An 18719-nucleotide genomic window follows, 5' to 3' on the forward strand; every position below is an offset into this window, starting at 1 on the left:
ACCAGACCTGTGGCGTATGACGTGTCCTTGGAATACGAATAGCTGGCTGACAGCCGGTCAGGTGGGCCCTGAGTGGCTGTCGAGCAGGGCCATGAATGCCCTGGCCGCATTCGATAGCGTACGCTCCGTGTGCAGAATGTAGCCTAGCTGGCGCGACAGCTGTATGCCGGGTAAAGCGATGGGTGCAACCTGTTCGTCGAGCATGGTGCGTGGCAGCACGCTCCAGGCCAGGCCGATCGACACCATCATCTTGATGGTTTCCAGGTAGTTGGTGCTCATGGCGATGTTCGGCGTCAAGCCCTGGCTTTCGAACAGGCGCTGGACAATATGGTGGGTAAAGGTATTGCCGCCGGGAAATACCGCCGGGTGGCGGGCGATGTCAGCCAGGCTGACCGACTGGTTGTTGGCCAGCGGGTGCTCGGGGGCGGCGACGAAGTCCAGGGCGTCGTCCCACACCGGCACGGCCTTGACCAAATGGTGCGGCTCGGGCGCCAGGGTGATAACGGCGATTTCGGCGCGGCCATGCAGAATCTCGTCGTAGGCCTGTTCCGAATCCATGAACTGAATATCCAGTGCCACTGCCGGGTACTGGCGGGTGAAAACCCGTAACAACGGGGGCAGGCGGTGCAGGCCGATGTGGTGGCTGGTGGCCAGGGTCAGGCGACCGCTCACGGCCCCGGTCAGATTGGTCAGCGCCCGTCGGGTATCATCCAGGACGTTGAGGATCTGGTACGCCCGCGGCAGCAGTGCGCGCCCGGCTTCAGTCAGGGTCACCTCGCGGCCCAGGCGGTCGAACAGGCGTACGTCCAGTTGCTGCTCCAGGCCGGCGATGCGTTTGCTGATGGCCGGCTGGGTCAGGAACAGGCGTTCGGCTGCGCCGGAAAAGCTGCCGGTTTCGGCAATGGCGATGAAGGCACTGAGGTTGGCCAGGTCCATGGTGTCGTATTCCTTTGGGTTATCCAAAGCATAAAAATTATGAATTTGAGTTATTCAATCTAACCCCCTAGCATCGTCCGTACAAGCCAAGGGGTCTTTGGCATAGAAAGACGCTGATGAGGAACAGTCTGATGGCTGGCAAAACGCTCTACGACAAACTCTGGGAAGCCCATGAGGTCAAGCGCCGTGATGACGGCTCGTCCTTGATCTACATCGACCGCCACATCATCCACGAAGTGACGTCGCCCCAGGCCTTCGAAGGCCTGCGCCTGGCCAACCGCAAGCCATGGCGTATCGACGCCAACATCGCCACGCCCGACCACAACGTGCCGACCACGCCAGAGCGCAAGGGCGGTATCGAGGCGATCGTCGACCAGGTGTCGCGCCTGCAGGTGCAGACCCTCGACGAAAACTGTGACGAATACGGCATCGTCGAATTCAAGATGAACGACGAGCGCCAGGGCATCGTCCACGTCATCAGCCCGGAGCAGGGCGCCACCTTGCCGGGCATGACCGTGGTCTGCGGTGACTCGCACACCTCCACCCACGGCGCCTTCGGTGCCTTGGCCCATGGCATCGGCACTTCCGAGGTCGAGCACGTGCTCGCCACCCAGTGCCTGGTCGCCAAGAAGATGAAGAACATGCTGGTGCGCGTGGAAGGCCAATTGCCGGCCGGCGTTACCGCCAAGGACATCGTGCTGGCCGTGATCGGCAAGATCGGCACCGCCGGTGGCAACGGTCACGCCATGGAATTCGCAGGCAGCGCCATTCGCGAATTGTCGATGGAAGGCCGCATGACCATCTGCAACATGTCCATCGAAGCCGGTGCCCGCGTGGGCCTGGTGGCAACCGATGCCACTACCGTTGCCTACGTCGAAGGGCGCCCGTACGCGCCGAAGGGCGAGCAGTGGAAGCAAGCGGTCGAGTCGTGGAAAGACCTGGTGTCGGATGACGATGCCGTATTCGACACCGTGGTCGAGCTGGATGCCAGCCAGATCAAGCCACAGGTCAGCTGGGGCACTTCGCCCGAGATGGTCCTGGCCGTCGACCAGCGTGTACCAGACCCGGCTGCCGAAACCGACCTGGTCAAGCGTGGTTCGATCGAGCGTGCCTTGAAGTACATGGGGCTGACCGCCAACCAGGCGATCACCGATATCAAGCTCGACCGTGTGTTCATCGGCTCGTGCACCAACTCGCGAATCGAGGACCTGCGCGCGGCGGCGGAAATCGCCAAGGGCCGCAAGGTGGCCGCCAGCGTCAAGCAAGCCATCGTCGTGCCAGGTTCCGGTCTGGTCAAGGCTCAGGCCGAGCGTGAAGGCCTGGACAAGATCTTCCTCGAAGCCGGTTTCGAATGGCGTGAACCAGGCTGCTCGATGTGCCTGGCGATGAACCCGGACCGCCTTGAAAGCGGCGAGCACTGTGCGTCCACCTCCAACCGCAACTTCGAAGGCCGTCAGGGCGCCGGTGGCCGTACCCACCTGGTCAGTCCGGCCATGGCCGCCGCTGCTGCTGTAGCGGGCCACTTCATCGATGTCCGCGAGTTGATCCAAGGGAGCGCAGCATGAAAGCCTTTACCCAGCACACTGGCCTCGTCGCACCGTTGGACCGTGCCAACGTCGACACCGACCAGATCATCCCCAAGCAGTTCTTGAAGTCGATCAAGCGCACCGGCTTTGGCCCGAACCTGTTCGACGAGTGGCGTTACCTGGACGTGGGTCAGCCCTACCAGGACAACAGCAAGCGCCCGCTCAACGAAGAGTTCGTGCTCAACCACGCGCGCTACCAGGGTGCCAGCGTGTTGCTGGCGCGGGAAAACTTTGGTTGCGGCTCCAGCCGTGAGCATGCCCCCTGGGCGCTGGACGAGTACGGCTTCCGCAGCATCATTGCGCCGAGCTTTGCCGACATTTTCTTCAACAACAGCTTCAAGAACGGCTTGCTGCCGATCATTCTCAGCGATGAGGAAGTCGACGAGCTGTTCAAACAGGTCGAAGCCAACCCGGGCTACCAGCTGACCATCGACCTGCAGGCGCAGGCGGTGACCCGCCCGGATGGCAAGGTGCTGCACTTCGAAATCGATGCGTTCCGCAAGCACTGCCTGCTCAACGGCCTGGACGATATCGGCCTGACCCTGCAGGACAGCGATGCGATCAAGGCCTTCGAAGCCAAGCACCGTGCCAGCCAGCCTTGGCTGTTCCGTGATGCCTGAAGTTCGTAGGTGACAGTACGGGCCTCTTCGCTCCTACAGAAAGTTACGCGGTCGCTGTAGGAGCGGGTTTACCCGCGAAGAGGCCGGCACAGGCAACAAAAATCTAAAGGAACGAGACATGACCAGCACCCAGCACATCGATGTGGTCCAACGCCAGTTCGGCGAACAGGCCAGCGCCTACCTCAGCAGCGCCGTGCACGCCCAAGGCAGTGAATTCGCCCTGCTGCAGGCTGAGCTGGCAGGGCAGGCCCATGCCCGCGTGCTGGACCTGGGCTGCGGTGCCGGTCATGTCAGCTTCCACGTCGCTCCGCTGGTTACCGAAGTGGTCGCCTACGACCTCTCGCAGTCCATGCTCGACGTGGTCGCCAGCGCCGCCGCCGAACGCGGCCTGGCCAATATCACGACCGAACGCGGCGCTGCCGAACGCCTGCCGTTCGCCGACGCTTCGTTCGACTTTGTCTTCAGCCGTTATTCGGCCCACCACTGGAGTGACCTGGGCCTGGCCCTGCGCGAGGTGCGCCGGGTGCTCAAGCCAGGTGGTGTGGCGGCGTTCATCGACGTGATGTCGCCGGGCAGCCCGCTGCTCGACACTTACCTGCAAACGGTCGAAGTGCTGCGCGACACCAGCCACGTGCGCGACTACTCCGCCGCCGAGTGGCAACGCCAGGTCAGCGAAGCCGGCCTGCACGTGCGCAGCCACACCCGCCAACCGTTGCGCCTGGAGTGGAGCACCTGGGTTGAGCGCATGCGCACCCCCGAGCCGATGCGCGTGGCCATCCGCCAATTGCAGCAAGCCATGGGTGAAGAAGTACGGCAGTATTACCAGATCGAGGCCGACGGCTCGTTCAGCACCGATGTGCTGGTGTTGTGGGCCGAGCGTTAAGCACTTTTCGGTGGGGCCCGCTTGGCCACGCCGCGTGAATGGATAGAGGAAAGCATGAGCAAGCAGATTCTGATTCTCCCAGGTGACGGTATCGGCCCGGAAATCATGGCCGAGGCAGTCAAGGTACTGGAGCTGGCCAACGACAAGTTCCAGCTCGGCTTCAGCCTGGCGCACGACTTGATTGGCGGTGCCGCCATCGACAAGCACGGCGTGCCGCTGGCCGACGAAACCCTGGAGCGTGCGCGCAAGGCCGATGCGGTGCTGCTGGGGGCTGTGGGCGGGCCGAAGTGGGACAAGATCGAGCGAGACATTCGCCCCGAGCGCGGCCTGCTGAAGATCCGCTCGCAACTGGGTCTGTTCGCCAACCTGCGCCCAGCCATCCTTTACCCACAACTGGCCGATGCTTCGTCGCTGAAGCCGGAAATCGTATCGGGCCTGGACATCCTCATCGTTCGTGAGCTGACCGGCGGCATCTACTTCGGTGCCCCGCGTGGCCAGCGCGAGCTGGAAGGTGGCGAACGCCAGGCCTACGACACCCTGCCGTACAGCGAAAGCGAAGTGCGCCGCATTGCCCGTGTCGGCTTCGACATGGCCCGCGTGCGCGGCAAGAAGCTGTGCTCGGTGGACAAGGCCAACGTTCTGGCCTCCAGCCAGCTGTGGCGTGAAGTGGTCGAAGACGTGGCCAAGGACTACCCGGACGTGGAGCTCAGCCACATGTACGTCGACAACGCTGCCATGCAGCTGGTGCGTGCACCCAAACAGTTCGACGTGATGGTGACCGACAACATGTTCGGTGACATTCTGTCGGATGAAGCTTCCATGTTGACCGGTTCCATCGGCATGCTGCCGTCGGCGTCCCTGGATGCCGACAACAAGGGCATGTACGAGCCGTGCCACGGCTCGGCACCGGACATCGCCGGCCTTGGTATCGCCAACCCACTGGCGACCATCCTGTCGGTGTCGATGATGTTGCGTTACAGCTTCAATCAGTCGGCTGCCGCCGAGGCGATCGAGAAGGCCGTGAGCCTGGTTCTGGACCAGGGGCTGCGTACCGGCGACATCTTCTCGGAAGGCTGCCGCAAAGTTGGTACGCAGGAAATGGGCGACGCAGTAGTCGCAGCGCTGCGGAATCTGTAATCTCTCTGGCCCGCCCCCCAAAATTCCCGGTGGCGGCCCACTTTTAGCAAAGGTGTAGTTGCGATGAAACGTGTAGGTCTGATCGGTTGGCGCGGTATGGTCGGTTCCGTGCTCATGCAGCGGATGCTGGAGGAGCAGGATTTCGACCTTATCGAGCCGGTGTTCTTCACTACCTCCAATGTTGGTGGCCAGGGTCCGAACGTGGGCAAGGATACAGCGCCCCTCAAGGACGCTTATTCGATTGAAGAACTCAAGACCCTCGACGTGATCCTGACCTGCCAGGGTGGCGACTACACCAACGAGGTCTTCCCCAAGCTGCGTGAAGCCGGCTGGCAGGGTTACTGGATCGACGCCGCTTCGTCCCTGCGCATGCAGGATGACGCGGTGATCATCCTCGACCCGGTCAACCGCAAGGTCATCGACCAGCAGCTGGACGCCGGTACCAAGAACTACATCGGTGGCAACTGCACCGTCAGCCTGATGCTGATGGGCCTGGGTGGCCTGTTCGAGGCCGGTCTGGTCGAGTGGATGAGCGCCATGACCTACCAGGCGGCTTCGGGTGCCGGCGCGCAGAACATGCGCGAGCTGATCAAGCAGATGGGTGCTACCCACGCGGCAGTGGCCGATGACCTGGCCAACCCGGCCAGCGCCATTCTCGATATCGACCGCAAGGTTGCCGAGACCATGCGCAGCGAAGCGTTCCCGACCGAGAACTTCGGCGTGCCGCTGGCGGGCAGCCTGATCCCGTGGATCGACAAGGAACTGCCGAACGGTCAGAGCCGTGAAGAGTGGAAGGCCCAGGCCGAAACCAACAAGATCCTCGGTCGCTTCAAGAGCCCGATCCCGGTCGACGGCATCTGCGTGCGCATTGGCGCCATGCGCTGCCACAGCCAGGCGCTGACCATCAAGCTGAACAAGGACGTGCCGATCGCCGACATCGAAGGCATGATCAGCCAGCACAACCCTTGGGTGAAGCTGGTGCCGAACCAGCGTGAAATCAGCATGCAGGAACTGACCCCGACCAAGGTCACCGGCACCCTGAACATCCCGGTTGGCCGTCTGCGCAAGCTGAACATGGGTTCGCAGTACCTGGGCGCGTTCACCGTGGGTGACCAGCTGCTGTGGGGCGCCGCCGAACCGCTGCGCCGCATGTTGCGGATTCTGCTGGAGCGTTGATCGTTCAGGCTTCACCTGAAAAATACCGCACTGGTGACAGTGCGGTATTTTTTTATGCCTGAAAGTATGCATTTGGGTCGCGGGCCTAATCGCCGGATAATTCATGCCGCTGTTTAATGGCGAAATGTCTGCTCTGACAGCCCCTTGCTCTTGCTCTTGCCGTTGCTTTTGCTTCTAAGTGCGCGGTAGTTCAGGCGACGCAGATTGCGACTTCAGGAGGCCGAGCGCAGGGCTTGCGGAGGGAGGTGACGGGCATGGATGCCCGTCAAGCGCTGGGCCCCAGGATGGGGCCTGCAGCGCGGTCCTCCCGGGAGCAAGCCCGGAGCGAGGGGACCCCGGAGCGCAGCGTAGGGGCCGGATGATGGGAGCCGACGGTTTTGGTTACTTTGGCCACGACCAAAGTAACCCGCCGGAAGGGCGGAACGGTGAATAGGCGCCAACATCGTGAATGAATATCTGCTTGATGTGTAAGCGTGTAACCCAAAAGCTCAAAAGCTTAAGCGCCGGTTTTGATCGGGCGTACAGTCCGTTTGCGATGGCGACGCCAACTCACCTTTCCGCCCTTACGGCGGGTCCCTTTTTGTCGTGGCAAAAAGGGACCAAAAACCGTCGGCTCCCATCATCCGGCCCCTACGCTGCGCTCCGGGGTCCCCTCGCTCCGGCCTTGCTCCCGGGAGCACGCGCTGCAGGCCCCATCCATGGGGCCTCAGCGCTTGACGGGCATCCATGCCCGTCATCTCCCTCCGCAATGCCTACGCTCGGCCTCCTGAAGTCGCAATCTGCGTTGCCTGAACTACCGCGCGCTTAGAAGCAAGATCAAAAGCGAACTCGGTGATCGGTCGGTACCGCCGACGCATTCGGTGAGGTTCTGCCCGGACATCTGGATAAGGATATCGCCGGCATGGCTGCCCTCGGCCTGGTGTACCTGGAGGAACGCCGTTGCTCTTGCTCTTGCTCTTGCTTTGGCTTTTGCTTCTAAGCGCGCGGTAGTTCAGGCGACGCAGATTGCGACTTCAGGAGGCCGAGCGCAGGGCTTGCGGAGGGAGGTGACGGGCATGGATGCCCGTCAAGCGCTGGGCCCCAGGATGGGGCCTGCAGCGCGGTCCTCCCGGGAGCAAGCCCGGAGCGAGGGGACCCCGGAGCGCAGCGCAGGGGCCGGATGATGGGAGCCGACGGCTTTGGTTACTTTGGCCACGACCAAAGTAACCCGCCGGAAGGGCGGAAAGGTGAATAGGCGCCAACATCGTGAATGAATGTCTGCTTGATGTGAAAGCGCACAACCCAAAGCCCCAAAAGCTCAAGCGCCGGTTTTGATCGGGCGTACAGTCCGTTTGCGATGCGCCACCTGCGCGAATGAATACCTACTCGGTATGAGTGCCCACATCCAAGAAGCAATAGTCAACGCCGGGGGGGCACAGACAAAACCCTACAATCCGAGTAAAGTGCCGCCCCCGCCGTCTACAGCAAAAGGATCCCTTCCATGACACACCCTTTGGATATCGCCGTCGTCGGCGCCACCGGCAGCGTCGGTGAAGCCTTGGTGCAGATCCTCGAGGAACTGGCATTCCCGGTTGCCACCCTGCACCTGCTGGCCAGCATGGAATCGGCGGGCAGCAGCGTGATGTTCGCTGGCAAGAAGCTGAAGGTGCGCGAAGTCGACAGCTTCGACTTCGCCCAGGTCAAGCTGGCCTTCTTCGCCACCGGCGCCGCCGTCAGCCGCAGCTTTGCCGGCAAGGCGCTGCAGGCGGGCTGCACGGTCATCGACCTGTCCGGCGGCCTGGACGACGCCCTGGCCCTGGTGCCGGAAGCCAACGCCGAACGCCTGGCCAGCCTGTCGTTGCCAGCGCGTATCGTCAGCCCATGCTCGGCCGCAGTAGCCCTGGCCGTCGCGCTGGCGCCGCTCAAAGGCCTGCTGGACATCGAGCGGGTGCAAGTGATGGCCGCATTGGCGGTGTCTGCGCAAGGCCGTGAAGCGGTCAGCGAGCTCGCCCGGCAAACCGCCGAACTGCTCAATGCCCGCCCGCTGGAGCCGCGTTTCTTCGACCGCCAGGTGGCATTCAACCTGCTGGCCCAGGTCGGTGCTGCCGACGAGCAGGGCCATACCGCGCTGGAGCGCCGCCTGGTCAGCGAACTGCGCGTGCTGCTGGGCCTGCCTGAACTGAAGATTTCCGTGAGCTGTGTTCAAGTCCCGGTGTTTTTCGGCGATAGCTTCAGTGTGGCCGTGCAAAGCCGTCGCCCGGTAGACCTGGCAGCGGTCAACCAGGCCCTGGAGGCAGCCGACAGCATCGAACGGGTGGAAAACGATGATTATCCGACCCCGGTAGGTGACGCAGTGGGCCAAGACGTGGTCTATGTTGGACGTGTACGTCACGGTGTTGATGAAGACCAGCAACTCAACCTCTGGCTAACCACCGACAACGTGCGCAAAGGCGCCGCGCTCAATGCCGTGCAAGTGGCGCAATTGTTGATTAAACACATGCCGTAAAAGATACTGGCGAGCACTTTTGTCCTGCTCCGCATGCAGGTTCCGGGACGATTCATACAAGGGAAGAGGTCATGCTTCGAATTCGCAAACTGGTTCTGGCCATGGCTGCAGCATCCGCGCTGTCGTCTGGCATGGCGAATGCGCTGGGCCTGGGGGAGCTGACCCTGAAGTCGGCACAGAATCAGCCGCTGGACGCCGAGATCGAATTGCTCGACGTGCGCGACCTCAAAGCCGCCGAAGTGGCGCCGAGCCTGGCGCCACCGGAAGAGTTCAGCAAGGCCGGGGTGGCGTTTCCAACCTACCTCGAAGACCTGACCTTCACACCGGTGATCAACCCCAACGGCAAAAGTGTGCTGCGCGTGACCTCCAGTCAGCCGCTGCCAGGTCCGGTGGTCAAGTTCCTGGTGCAGGTGATGTGGCCGCAGGGCCGCCTGCTGCGTGACTATAGCGTGCTGCTCGACCAGGCCAAGGCACAGGGCGACCAGCCGGCGGCAGGCAATGTCACACCGGCCATCACCGGTGCCAGCAGCTACACCACCCAGCGTCGCGACACCTTGTGGCAGATTGCCGCGCGTAACACCCAGGGTGGATCGATCCAGCAGACCATGATCGCGATCCAGGCTTTGAACCCGGACGCCTTCATCGGCAACAACATCAACCAGCTGAAGGTTGGCCAGGTACTGCGCCTGCCCGACCAGCAGCAGATCCAGAGCATCGCCCAGGGCGAGGCGAACCGCGAGGTGGCCGAGCAGTATGCGGCCTGGCGTGAAGGCCGTCGCCTGGGGCCGCGTGCCCGCCAGCTGGATGCCACCCGCCGTGGCGCCGCCGAGGCTGCACCGTCGCGTATCGCCCAGGGCGACAACCTGCGCCTGGTCAGCCCGGGCAAGCAGGCCGGTGCAGGCCAGGCCAAGGCGTTGAATGACGAGCTGGCCATGGCCCAGGAAAGCCTGGACACCAGCCGTCGCGACAACGAAGAACTGAAAAGCCGCATGGCCGACCTGCAGAGCCAGCTGGACAAGCTGCAGCGCCTGATCGAGCTGAAGAACAACCAGTTGGCACGCCTGGAAGGCCAGGGCGCAGCCGCGTCGGCTGCGGCTGCCGATACCCCGGAGCAGCCCGTGGTCAATCCGGCACCTGCTGCTGCCGATACCGCACCCCAGCCTGTGCCGGACACCCAGCCAGCACCCGCCAGCCAGCCGAAGGGTGCGCTCGACTCGGTCCTGGGCAACCCCTGGCTTCTGGGGGTGATTGCCGGTTCCAGCATCCTGGTGCTGGCACTGCTGCTGTGGCTGCTGGCGCGCAAACGCAAGGCCCAGCAAGAAGCCGAGAAGCACCTGCGCATGGCGCGGGCGCTGGAAGAAGAGCAGGGCGCAGGTTTCGACAGCGATACCGAGAGCTTCGACGGCGTCGAAGCCCGGGAGCCTGGCGTAACCCTGTCGCCGGCTGTGGTTGCCGCTTCGGCTGCAGCTGCCGTCGCTGCGGAAAAAGTGGCAGAGCCGGTCGCCGAGGCAGCACCCGAGCCTGAACCACAAGCAGACCCGCACGCCGCGCTGCTGGCGCAAGTCGACCAATGCCTGGCCGAAGGCCGCCTTAATCGTGCCACCGAGCTGCTGGAGCCCGCCGTGGCCGCCGCGCCGGAGCGTGACGACCTGCGCCTGAAACTGATGGACGTGTACGCCCGTCAGGGTGACCAGAGCGCGTTCGCCGAACAGGAGCGTCAGTTGCCGGCCAGCGAGCAGAACGTTGCTGAAGTCGCCGGCCTGAAAGAGCGTTACCCCGCCATGCTCGGCCTGGCCGCTGCCGGCCTGGGTGCGGCGGCGCTGGCTGCCGAAATGGATGAGCAGTACGTGCAAGAGCTGCTGCACGATGAGCCCGAAGCGCCAGTGGTTGCCGATGTGGTGCCTGACGAGTTGTCCGGGTTCGAGCCGCAAGAGCAGGCTGAGCCAGAGGTTGTCGCGCAGGCAGCGCCTGACGCTGAGCTGGCCGCCTTCGATGATGTGCCAACGCTCGATGCAACGGACCTGGCCGAGCAGGATCTGGACAGCGCCTTCGACCTGAGCCTGGGTGAAGACCTGGCCGATCAAGACCCTCTGGCCGCGTCCGTACTGGACGAGCCGATGGCACAGGGGGGCGTACCCGACGAACTGGTAATCGCTGAGCCTGTGCTGGATGAGCCCGTACAGGAAGAAGCTCAGCCAGACGAGCAACCCTTTGCCGTGGATGCCGAGCTGCAAGCCGACGCCGACGCTGATTTCGAGGCCATGCTGGCTCAGGCCGAGCCTCAGCCTGCCGTGGACCTGTCTGATTTCGATCTCGACGTCAGCGAGCCGGTTGCCCCGGCTGCCCCTGAGGCGCTGGAGCAAGATCCGCTGGATGTCACCGCCGAACTGGCTGCCTTCGACAGCGAACCGGAGTTTGATCCGGTCTCCGAGTTCGACTTGCCGTCGGACTTCGACCTGTCCCTGTCGCTGGAGGATGATTCGCCGGCAGCCAAGAGCTTTGCCTCGGAGCTCAATGACGTCAACGCCGAGCTGGACAAGCTGTCGCAGAGCCTCGAAACGCCATCGCTGGAGCCGCACTTCACCAGCGAAGACGCGGTGGCGCAACCAGAGCCCGAGCCTTTGGACGACCTGGACTTCGACTTCTTCTCCGGCAGTGACGAAGTTGCCACCAAGCTCGACCTGGCCCGTGCCTATATCGACATGGGTGACAGCCAGGGCGCGCGCGACATCCTGGATGAAGTGGTCAAGGATGGTGACGACAGCCAGCGTCAGGAAGCCGAGGACATGCTCTCCCGGCTGGTCTGATGCAAGCAGGGCAGGCCTCTTGCCGTGCTGGCCGCGCCCACAGGATCTCCACAAATGTTCGACCTTGTGAGTGACCTGTGGGGGCGGGCGTGCCCGCGAAGAGTCCCGCAAATACAGTGCGCATCCATCGGCAGCCCTACGAGGCTGCCGTTGTCGTTATAATCCCCGCCATTCCGTACACCCCACAGGTTTCATGCTCTTGGACATCATCGACACCGCTACCGCCGAATCCGCGGCCGAAGGCTACTCCCGCATCGCCCTGGGCGTGGAATACAAAGGCGCGCGCTACCGCGGCTGGCAACGTCAGGCCAGCGGCGTGCCGAGTGTCCAGCAAGCCCTGGAGCAAGCGCTGTCCAAGGTCGCCAACGAGCCGATTTCGGTGGTCTGCGCCGGGCGTACCGACGCCGGCGTTCACGGCTGCGGGCAGGTCGTGCACTTCGATACCCGTGCCGTGCGTGACGAGCGCGCCTGGACCATGGGTACCAACTTCAACCTGCCGCACGACATCAGTGTGGTCTGGTCGCGGCCCATGCCGGCCGATTTTCATGCCCGCTTCAAGGCCTGCGCCCGGCGTTACCGCTATGTCATCTACAACGACCCGATTCGCCCGGCGCACCTGGCCGAAGAAGTGACCTGGAACCACCGTCCGCTGGACGTCGATCGCATGGCCGAGGCGGCGCAGTACCTGCTCGGTACCCACGACTTCAGCGCCTTCCGTGCCAGCCAGTGTCAGGCCAAGTCACCGATCAAGCACATCTACCACCTGCGTGTTACCCGCCATGGCCAGATGATCGTGCTGGACGTGCGTGCCACCGCCTTCCTGCACCACATGGTGCGTAACATTGCCGGTGTGCTGATGGCCATCGGCGCCGGCGAGCGTCCGGTTGCCTGGGCACGCGAGGTGCTGGAAGGGCGCAACCGCCGTGAAGGTGGGGTAACGGCCCACCCATACGGGCTTTACCTGGTGCAGGTGGAGTACCCCGAAGCGTTTGCGTTGCCCAAGCGTTACATCGGCCCACACTTTTTGAGTGGTTACGAGGCGTTGGCAGACTGACGAGCGAAAAGCCATTTGCTAACATCCGCTCTTTCGCCGCAGCAATCAGGGTTCTTGTTCCATGAGCAATGTTCGCAGCAAGATCTGCGGGATTACCCGCATCGAAGACGCACTGGCCGCTGCCGAAGCGGGGGCCGATGCCATCGGCTTCGTCTTCTATGCCAAGAGCCCGCGGGCGGTGGACGTGCGCCAGGCGCGGGCGATCATTGCCGAGTTGCCACCCTTCGTGACCACGGTCGGGTTGTTCGTCAATGCCTCGCGCTGCGAGCTGAACGAGATCCTCGAAGTGGTCCCGCTGGACCTGCTACAGTTTCACGGCGATGAAACCCCGCAGGACTGTGAAGGCTACCACCGCCCCTGGATCAAGGCCCTGCGTGTGCGCCCTGGCGATGACCTGGAGGCGGCCTGTCGGCTTTACGCGGGTGCCCGCGGCATTTTGCTGGACACCTATGTGCCGGGCGTGCCAGGGGGAACCGGCGAGGCGTTCGACTGGTCATTGGTACCGGCGCGTCTTGGCAAGCCGATCATCCTTGCGGGCGGGCTGTCGGCCGATAACGTTGGCCAGGCCATTGCCCAGGTAAAGCCTTATGCGGTGGATGTCAGCGGTGGCGTCGAACAGGCCAAGGGCATCAAGGATGCGGCGAAGATCGAGGCCTTCATGCGTGCGGTGAAACAGGCTTGATGGCAGATGTGACGGCTGGCTGCGCGCCATCGTCCATAGCTTTCGCAGCCCTGCGGGCCGCATGCCAGCACCTGTGGCGGCAAAAAAACACATTAGCGGTGGAGTGGCGCGCTGGAAGCCCCGGCGGCCGGTTCACCATCGTTTCATAAAAGATTTTGAGCTCAAGGGCAGGGCAGGGCCGGTGACGCCGTCCCCCGCCTGCCAATACTGGAGAAAGAAAGCATGAGCAACTGGTTAGTCGACAAACTGATCCCTTCGATCATGCGTTCCGAGGTGAAAAAGAGCTCGGTGCCTGAGGGCCTGTGGCACAAGTGCCCGTCCTGCGAGGCCGTGCTGTATCGTCCGGAGCTGGAAAAGACCCTGGATGTCTGCCCCAAGTGCAACCACCACATGCGCATCGGCGCACGTGCGCGCATCGACATCTTCCTTGACGCCGAAGGCCGGGCCGAACTGGGCGCTGACCTGGAGCCGGTCGACCGCCTGAAGTTCCGTGATGGCAAGAAGTACAAGGACCGCCTGACCGCTGCGCAGAAGCAGACCGGCGAAAAGGACGCGCTGATCTCCATGAGCGGCACCCTGATGGGCATGCCGATCGTGGTTAGTGCCTTCGAGTTCTCGTTCATGGGCGGCTCCATGGGTGCCATCGTCGGCGAGCGCTTCGTGCGCGCGGCCAACTATGCCCTGGAAAACCGCTGCCCAATGGTTTGCTTCTCCGCTTCGGGCGGTGCGCGCATGCAGGAAGCGCTGATCTCGCTTATGCAGATGGCCAAGACCTCTGCCGTGCTGGCGCGCCTGCGCGAAGAAGGCATCCCGTTCATCTCGGTCCTGACCGACCCGGTGTATGGCGGTGTTTCCGCCAGCCTGGCGATGCTCGGCGACGTCATCGTCGGTGAGCCGAAGGCCCTGATCGGTTTCGCCGGCCCACGCGTGATCGAGCAGACCGTACGCGAGAAGCTGCCTGAAGGCTTCCAGCGCAGCGAGTTCCTGCTGGAGCACGGTGCCATCGACCTGATCATCTCCCGGGGCGAATTGCGCCCGCGTCTGGCCCGCCTGCTGGCGCAGATGACCGGTCAGCAAACGCCGGAAGAAGCGCGTGAGGCGGCTGCCGTCGCGTGATGAAACAACGATCCCTGGGCGAATGGCTCGCCTACCTCGAGCAGTTGCACCCCTCGGCCATCGACATGGGCCTGGAGCGGTCGCAGAAGGTGCTTGCCCGCTTGGCGCTGGGCAAGCTGGCGCCGCGCGTGGTGACGGTAACCGGCACCAACGGCAAGGGTTCGACCTGCGCCTTCGTGGCGTCGTTGCTGCGTGCCCAGGGGCTCAAGGTCGGTGTGTACAGTTCGCCGCACCTGCTACGTTACAACGAGCGGGTGGTGATCGATGGCCAAGAGGCCAGCGATGAGCGCCTGTGCGAAGCCTTCGCCGCCGTCGAGGCGGCGCGGGGCGATATTTCCCTGACCTACTTCGAGATGGGGACGTTGGCCGCGTTCTGGTTGTTCTACCAGTCGCAGCTGGATGCGGTGGTGCTGGAGGTGGGCCTGGGTGGCCGCCTGGATACCGTCAACGTAGTGGATGCCGACTTCGCCCTGGTGACCAGCATCGGTGTCGACCATGTTGATTACCTGGGTGATACCCGCGAGCTGGTGGCCTTCGAGAAGGCGGGCATCTTCCGCCCGGGCAAGCCGGCCCTGTGCGGTGATCTGGATCCGCCCGGGCCGTTGCTGGACAAGGCCGCCGAACTGGCCGCGCCACTGTTCCTGCGCGGTCGGGAATTCGACCTGGCCAGCGCCGATGGCTGCTGGAACTGGCGTGGTACTGCCGCCGATGGTGCGCAGGTCGAGCTGCATGACCTGCCTTTGCTTGACCTGCCCATGGAAAACGCCACGCTGGCCTTGCAGGCTTACCTGCTGATGGGGCTGCAGTGGGACGCGGCGCAAGTTCGCCAGGCGCTGCTGGATACCCGTATCACTGGGCGTCTCGACCTCCGTAACTTGAACTGGCACGGCAAACCGGTAGCGTTGCTGCTGGATGTCGGGCACAACCCGCATGCGGCGCAGTACCTGGCCAGGCGCCTGGCGGCCCGGCCGCTGAAGGGGCGCCGCCTCGCGGTATTTGGCCTGCTCGCCGACAAGGATCTGGAGGGCGTTATCGCGCCGCTGCAGGGCCTCATCGACGACTGGGCGGTGGCGCCGCTGGATACCCCGCGCAGTCGCCCGGCCGCAGAGCTGGCCTCGTCCTTGGCGAACCTCGGTGCCACGGTGAAGTCTTATGCCAGCGTCGACGCCGCCCTTGAAGGGCAATGTGCGCAGGCGACGGCGGATGATCAGATCCTGCTGTTCGGTTCGTTTTTCTGTGTCGCCCAGGCGCTGGAATGGCTGGAGCGGCACGCCCTGGAGGGTGGAATAGATGGCTGTGCTGGATAAAGGGATGAAACAGCGCATGGTGGGTGCGCTGGTGCTGGTGGCGCTGGCGGTTATCTTCCTGCCGATGCTGTTTACCCGCCAGGACGAGATGCGCCAGGTGCACGTTGAAGCCCCGCAGGCACCGGCCATGCCCAGCCTGCCGGAAGTGAAGGTGGAGCCGGTTGCCGTGCCGGAGCCACAGGTTATTGCGCAGGAGGCGCAGCAGGCGCCGGTGGTGATCGACGAGGCCACTGCGCCGGCGAGTACACCCAGCCAGCCAATCACCCCGTCGCCACAGACCCAGGTGCAGGTTCAGCCACCCAAGCCCCAGGCGCCCGCGCCCAAGGTGGAGGCCAAAGCCGCTGCAACACCCGCGCCTGCCGCGCCATCGAAGATCGACGCCAATGGCCTGCCCGTCAGTTGGTCGATCCAGCTGGCCAGTCTGTCCAACCGCGCTGGAGCCGAAAAGCTGCAGCAAACCCTGCGTAGCCAGGGTTACAACGCCTATATCCGTACGGCGGGTGGCATGAACCGCGTGTACGTGGGGCCGTTGATCGAGCGCGCCGAGGCCGAGCGCGTGCGTGACGCCATCAACCGTCAGAACAGCCTCAAGGGCTTTGTGGTGCGCTTCCAGCCTGAGCGCAGCTGATTCCCCGGGGCGGCTAGGCCGCCCATTCGCGGGTGAGCCCGCGCCTGCAGGTGCTGTGCCGCTGCAAGGCTTACCCAGAAGCTGTCGGGGCGGGTTTGCCTGCCAATGGCCCAACACCAATCCAGCTGACATTCCGCTTACTCCCGGCCCTCTGCTCTGGTAAAATGCGCCGCCTCAAACGTCTGCAGGCAACACCGTGGCATTTACCTTGGTTGATTGGGCGATCATCGCGATCATCGCCGTCTCCACACTGATCAGTCTCAAGCGCGGCTTCGTCAAGGAGGCCTTGTCCTTGCTCATCTGGATCATTGCCGGTGCGGTTGCCTGGATGTTCGGCGGTTCGCTCTCGGTGTATCTTGAGAGCTATATCCAGACGCCATCGATGCGCATCATCGCTGGCTGCGCCATTCTTTTCGTCGCCACCTTGCTGGTGGGGGCCATGGTCAACTTCCTTGTCGGTGAGCTGATCCGCGTGACCGGGCTGTCCGGCACCGATCGTTTCCTGGGCATGGCCTTTGGCGCTGCGCGCGGGGCCTTGCTGGTAGTGGTGGCCATAGGCCTGATCAGCCTGGGGCCGGTTCAACAAGACACTTGGTGGCAGGAATCACGCCTGATACCACAATTTCTCTTGGTCGCCGACTGGTCGAAAAACCTGATTCTGGGTTTCACCGACCAATGGACGCCCAGTGGGCTGATCAGCACTCCGGCTGATCTTCCGTTCAAGGAACAGTTGCTCGGGCCGTCCAAGCCCTGAGCGCTATTCACTCAAGTTTCATCAAAGTAGGGGTTGCGTCGCATGTGTGGCATCGTCGGTATCGTCGGTAAGTCGAACGTCAATCAGGCGCTGTATGACGCGCTTACGGTCCTCCAGCACCGCGGCCAGGACGCTGCCGGTATCGTGACCAGCCATGACGGCCGGTTGTTCCTGCGCAAGGATAATGGCCTGGTGCGCGACGTGTTCCAGCAGCGCCACATGCAGCGCCTGGTTGGCAACATCGGCATCGGCCACGTGCGCTACCCGACTGCGGGCAGCTCGACCTCGGCCGAGGCCCAGCCGTTCTACGTCAACTCGCCTTACGGCATCACCCTGGCTCACAACGGCAACCTGACCAACGTCGAGCAGTTGGCCAAGGAGATCTACGAGTCCGACCTGCGCCACGTCAACACCAACTCCGACTCGGAAGTGCTGCTGAACGTGTTCGCCCATGAGCTGGCAGTGCGCGGCAAGCTGCAGCCGACCGAAGAAGACGTGTTCGCTGCGGTCTCCCATGTGCACAGCCGCTGCGTTGGCGGTTACGCTGTGGTGGCGATGATCACCGGCTACGGCATCGTCGGTTTCCGCGACCCCCATGGCATTCGCCCGGTGGTGTTCGGTCAGCGTCACACCGACGAAGGTGTGGAATACATGATCGCCTCGGAAAGCGTCGCCCTGGACGTGCTCGGCTTCACCCTGATCCGCGACCTGGCGCCGGGCGAAGCGGTGTACATCACCGAAGAAGGCCAGTTGTTCACCAAGCAGTGCGCCGAATCGCCAAAGTTGCAGCCGTGCATCTTCGAGCACGTCTACCTGGCGCGCCCGGACTCGATCATCGATGGGGTCTCGGTGTACAAGGCGCGTCTGCGCATGGGTGAAAAGCTGGCCGACAAGATCATGCGCGAGCGCCCCGATCATGATATCGACGTGGTCATCCCGATCCCGGATACCAGTCGTACTGCCGCGCTGGAACTGGCCAACCGGTTGGGCGTCAAGTTCCGCGAAGGTTTCGTCAAGAACCGTTACATCGGCCGTACCTTCATCATGCCCGGCCAGGCCGCGCGCAAGAAGTCGGTGCGTCAGAAGCTCAACGCCATCGAGCTGGAGTTCCGCGGCAAGAATGTGATGCTGGTGGACGACTCGATCGTGCGCGGCACTACCTGCAAGCAGATCATCCAGATGGCCCGCGAAGCCGGCGCGAAGAATGTCTACTTCTGCTCCGCGGCCCCTGCAGTACGCTACCCCAACGTCTACGGCATCGACATGCCGAGTGTTCACGAACTGATCGCCCACAACCGCACCACCGAGCAGGTGGGTGAGTTGATTGGCGCCGATTGGCTGGTCTATCAGGACCTGCCAGACCTGATCGACTCGGTCGGCGGCGGCAAGATCAAGATCGAGCAGTTCGATTGCGCGGTGTTCAACGGCGAGTACGTCACTGGCGATATCGACGAAGCCTACCTCGACCGCATCGAGCAGGCCCGTAACGACTTGGCCAAGGTCAAGAACCAGGCCGTCAGCGCGATCATCGACCTTTACAACAACTGA

The 18719-nt window shown here is 63.3% G+C and carries 15 protein-coding genes and 1 pseudogene; 14 read left to right on the forward strand and 2 right to left on the reverse strand.

What is annotated here, in order from left to right:
• Positions 1-57 precede the first annotated feature (57 nt).
• The gene (locus tag C4Q27_RS19795) at positions 58-936 is read right to left on the reverse strand and encodes a LysR family transcriptional regulator (RefSeq protein ID WP_010953001.1); all 879 of its coding nucleotides are present in this window, start codon (positions 934-936) and stop codon (positions 58-60) included.
• 131 nt (positions 937-1067) lie between these two features.
• Between C4Q27_RS19795 and leuC the strand changes: the two genes are divergently transcribed.
• From leuC to asd, 5 genes are all read left to right on the forward strand, one after another.
• Complete coding sequence (gene leuC / locus C4Q27_RS19800) at positions 1068-2501, forward strand: 3-isopropylmalate dehydratase large subunit (RefSeq protein WP_010953002.1); 1434 nt, start codon at positions 1068-1070, stop codon at positions 2499-2501.
• Positions 2498-3142 carry a 3-isopropylmalate dehydratase small subunit gene (gene leuD / locus C4Q27_RS19805; protein ID WP_020192544.1) on the forward strand — a complete coding sequence of 215 codons (645 nt, stop codon included), beginning with the start codon at positions 2498-2500 and terminating at the stop codon, positions 3140-3142. The genes leuC and leuD overlap by 4 nt, the downstream gene beginning before the upstream one ends.
• 118 nt (positions 3143-3260) lie before the next feature.
• Positions 3261-4025, forward strand: a complete 765-nt coding sequence (locus C4Q27_RS19810) for a class I SAM-dependent methyltransferase (RefSeq protein WP_104887237.1) — start codon at positions 3261-3263, stop codon at positions 4023-4025.
• Between the two features lie 54 nt (positions 4026-4079).
• Positions 4080-5162, forward strand: a complete 1083-nt coding sequence (gene leuB, locus C4Q27_RS19815; RefSeq protein WP_020192546.1) for a 3-isopropylmalate dehydrogenase — start codon at positions 4080-4082, stop codon at positions 5160-5162.
• 63 nt (positions 5163-5225) lie between these two features.
• Positions 5226-6338 (forward strand): aspartate-semialdehyde dehydrogenase, encoded by a 1113-nt coding sequence (gene asd, locus C4Q27_RS19820; protein ID WP_003247195.1) that lies wholly within the window; start codon positions 5226-5228, stop codon positions 6336-6338.
• 827 nt (positions 6339-7165) lie between these two features.
• Here asd and C4Q27_RS29840 read toward each other — a convergent pair.
• Positions 7166-7272 (reverse strand): annotated as a pseudogene (locus C4Q27_RS29840) (3-deoxy-7-phosphoheptulonate synthase); the annotation flags it as partial.
• Between the two features lie 546 nt (positions 7273-7818).
• Here C4Q27_RS29840 and C4Q27_RS19825 point away from each other — a divergent pair.
• The 9 genes from C4Q27_RS19825 to purF all read left to right on the forward strand — a co-directional run bounded on the left by C4Q27_RS19825 (position 7819) and on the right by purF (position 18719).
• Positions 7819-8823 (forward strand): aspartate-semialdehyde dehydrogenase, encoded by a 1005-nt coding sequence (locus C4Q27_RS19825; RefSeq protein ID WP_010953006.1) that lies wholly within the window; start codon positions 7819-7821, stop codon positions 8821-8823.
• Positions 8824-8894: 71 nt separating this feature from the next.
• The gene (locus tag C4Q27_RS19830) at positions 8895-11630 is read left to right on the forward strand and encodes a FimV/HubP family polar landmark protein (RefSeq protein WP_104887238.1); all 2736 of its coding nucleotides are present in this window, start codon (positions 8895-8897) and stop codon (positions 11628-11630) included.
• A 193-nt stretch (positions 11631-11823) separates the two neighbouring features.
• Positions 11824-12684 (forward strand): tRNA pseudouridine(38-40) synthase TruA, encoded by an 861-nt coding sequence (gene truA / locus C4Q27_RS19835; protein WP_014754042.1) that lies wholly within the window; start codon positions 11824-11826, stop codon positions 12682-12684.
• Between the two features lie 61 nt (positions 12685-12745).
• Positions 12746-13366, forward strand: coding sequence for a phosphoribosylanthranilate isomerase (locus tag C4Q27_RS19840; protein WP_010953008.1), 621 nt, complete (start codon positions 12746-12748; stop codon positions 13364-13366).
• 222 nt (positions 13367-13588) lie between these two features.
• Entirely contained in the window at positions 13589-14482 is an 894-nt protein-coding gene (gene accD, locus C4Q27_RS19845) for an acetyl-CoA carboxylase, carboxyltransferase subunit beta (RefSeq protein ID WP_004574892.1), read from the forward strand.
• Positions 14482-15789 carry a bifunctional tetrahydrofolate synthase/dihydrofolate synthase gene (gene folC / locus C4Q27_RS19850; protein ID WP_104887239.1) on the forward strand — a complete coding sequence of 436 codons (1308 nt, stop codon included), beginning with the start codon at positions 14482-14484 and terminating at the stop codon, positions 15787-15789. The genes accD and folC overlap by 1 nt, the downstream gene beginning before the upstream one ends.
• A complete protein-coding gene (locus tag C4Q27_RS19855) occupies positions 15773-16417 on the forward strand; it encodes an SPOR domain-containing protein (RefSeq protein WP_104887240.1) in 645 nt (214 codons plus the stop codon). Before folC ends, C4Q27_RS19855 begins: the two co-directional genes overlap by 17 nt.
• A gap of 196 nt (positions 16418-16613) precedes the next feature.
• On the forward strand, positions 16614-17171 hold the full coding sequence (locus tag C4Q27_RS19860) for a CvpA family protein (protein WP_010953011.1): 558 nt from the start codon (positions 16614-16616) through the stop codon (positions 17169-17171).
• 42 nt (positions 17172-17213) lie between these two features.
• Entirely contained in the window at positions 17214-18719 is a 1506-nt protein-coding gene (gene purF, locus C4Q27_RS19865) for an amidophosphoribosyltransferase (protein WP_003247207.1), read from the forward strand.

It is taken from the genome of Pseudomonas sp. SWI36 (assembly GCF_002948105.1).
Taxonomy (GTDB): Bacteria; Pseudomonadota; Gammaproteobacteria; order Pseudomonadales; family Pseudomonadaceae; genus Aquipseudomonas; species Aquipseudomonas alloputida.

What these genes read in the sequence shown, in the direction of transcription:
- C4Q27_RS19795 (WP_010953001.1), bottom strand. Translation starts at nt 936, where the DNA reads ATGGACCTGGCCAACCTCAGTGCCTTCATCGCCATTGCCGAAACCGGC.
- leuC (WP_010953002.1), top strand. Translation starts at nt 1,068, where the DNA reads ATGGCTGGCAAAACGCTCTACGACAAACTCTGGGAAGCCCATGAGGTC.
- leuD (WP_020192544.1), top strand. Translation starts at nt 2,498, where the DNA reads ATGAAAGCCTTTACCCAGCACACTGGCCTCGTCGCACCGTTGGACCGT.
- C4Q27_RS19810 (WP_104887237.1), top strand. Translation starts at nt 3,261, where the DNA reads ATGACCAGCACCCAGCACATCGATGTGGTCCAACGCCAGTTCGGCGAA.
- leuB (WP_020192546.1), top strand. Translation starts at nt 4,080, where the DNA reads ATGAGCAAGCAGATTCTGATTCTCCCAGGTGACGGTATCGGCCCGGAA.
- asd (WP_003247195.1), top strand. Translation starts at nt 5,226, where the DNA reads ATGAAACGTGTAGGTCTGATCGGTTGGCGCGGTATGGTCGGTTCCGTG.
- C4Q27_RS19825 (WP_010953006.1), top strand. Translation starts at nt 7,819, where the DNA reads ATGACACACCCTTTGGATATCGCCGTCGTCGGCGCCACCGGCAGCGTC.
- C4Q27_RS19830 (WP_104887238.1), top strand. Translation starts at nt 8,895, where the DNA reads ATGCTTCGAATTCGCAAACTGGTTCTGGCCATGGCTGCAGCATCCGCG.
- truA (WP_014754042.1), top strand. Translation starts at nt 11,824, where the DNA reads ATGCTCTTGGACATCATCGACACCGCTACCGCCGAATCCGCGGCCGAA.
- C4Q27_RS19840 (WP_010953008.1), top strand. Translation starts at nt 12,746, where the DNA reads ATGAGCAATGTTCGCAGCAAGATCTGCGGGATTACCCGCATCGAAGAC.
- accD (WP_004574892.1), top strand. Translation starts at nt 13,589, where the DNA reads ATGAGCAACTGGTTAGTCGACAAACTGATCCCTTCGATCATGCGTTCC.
- folC (WP_104887239.1), top strand. Translation starts at nt 14,482, where the DNA reads ATGAAACAACGATCCCTGGGCGAATGGCTCGCCTACCTCGAGCAGTTG.
- C4Q27_RS19855 (WP_104887240.1), top strand. Translation starts at nt 15,773, where the DNA reads ATGGCTGTGCTGGATAAAGGGATGAAACAGCGCATGGTGGGTGCGCTG.
- purF (WP_003247207.1), top strand. Translation starts at nt 17,214, where the DNA reads ATGTGTGGCATCGTCGGTATCGTCGGTAAGTCGAACGTCAATCAGGCG.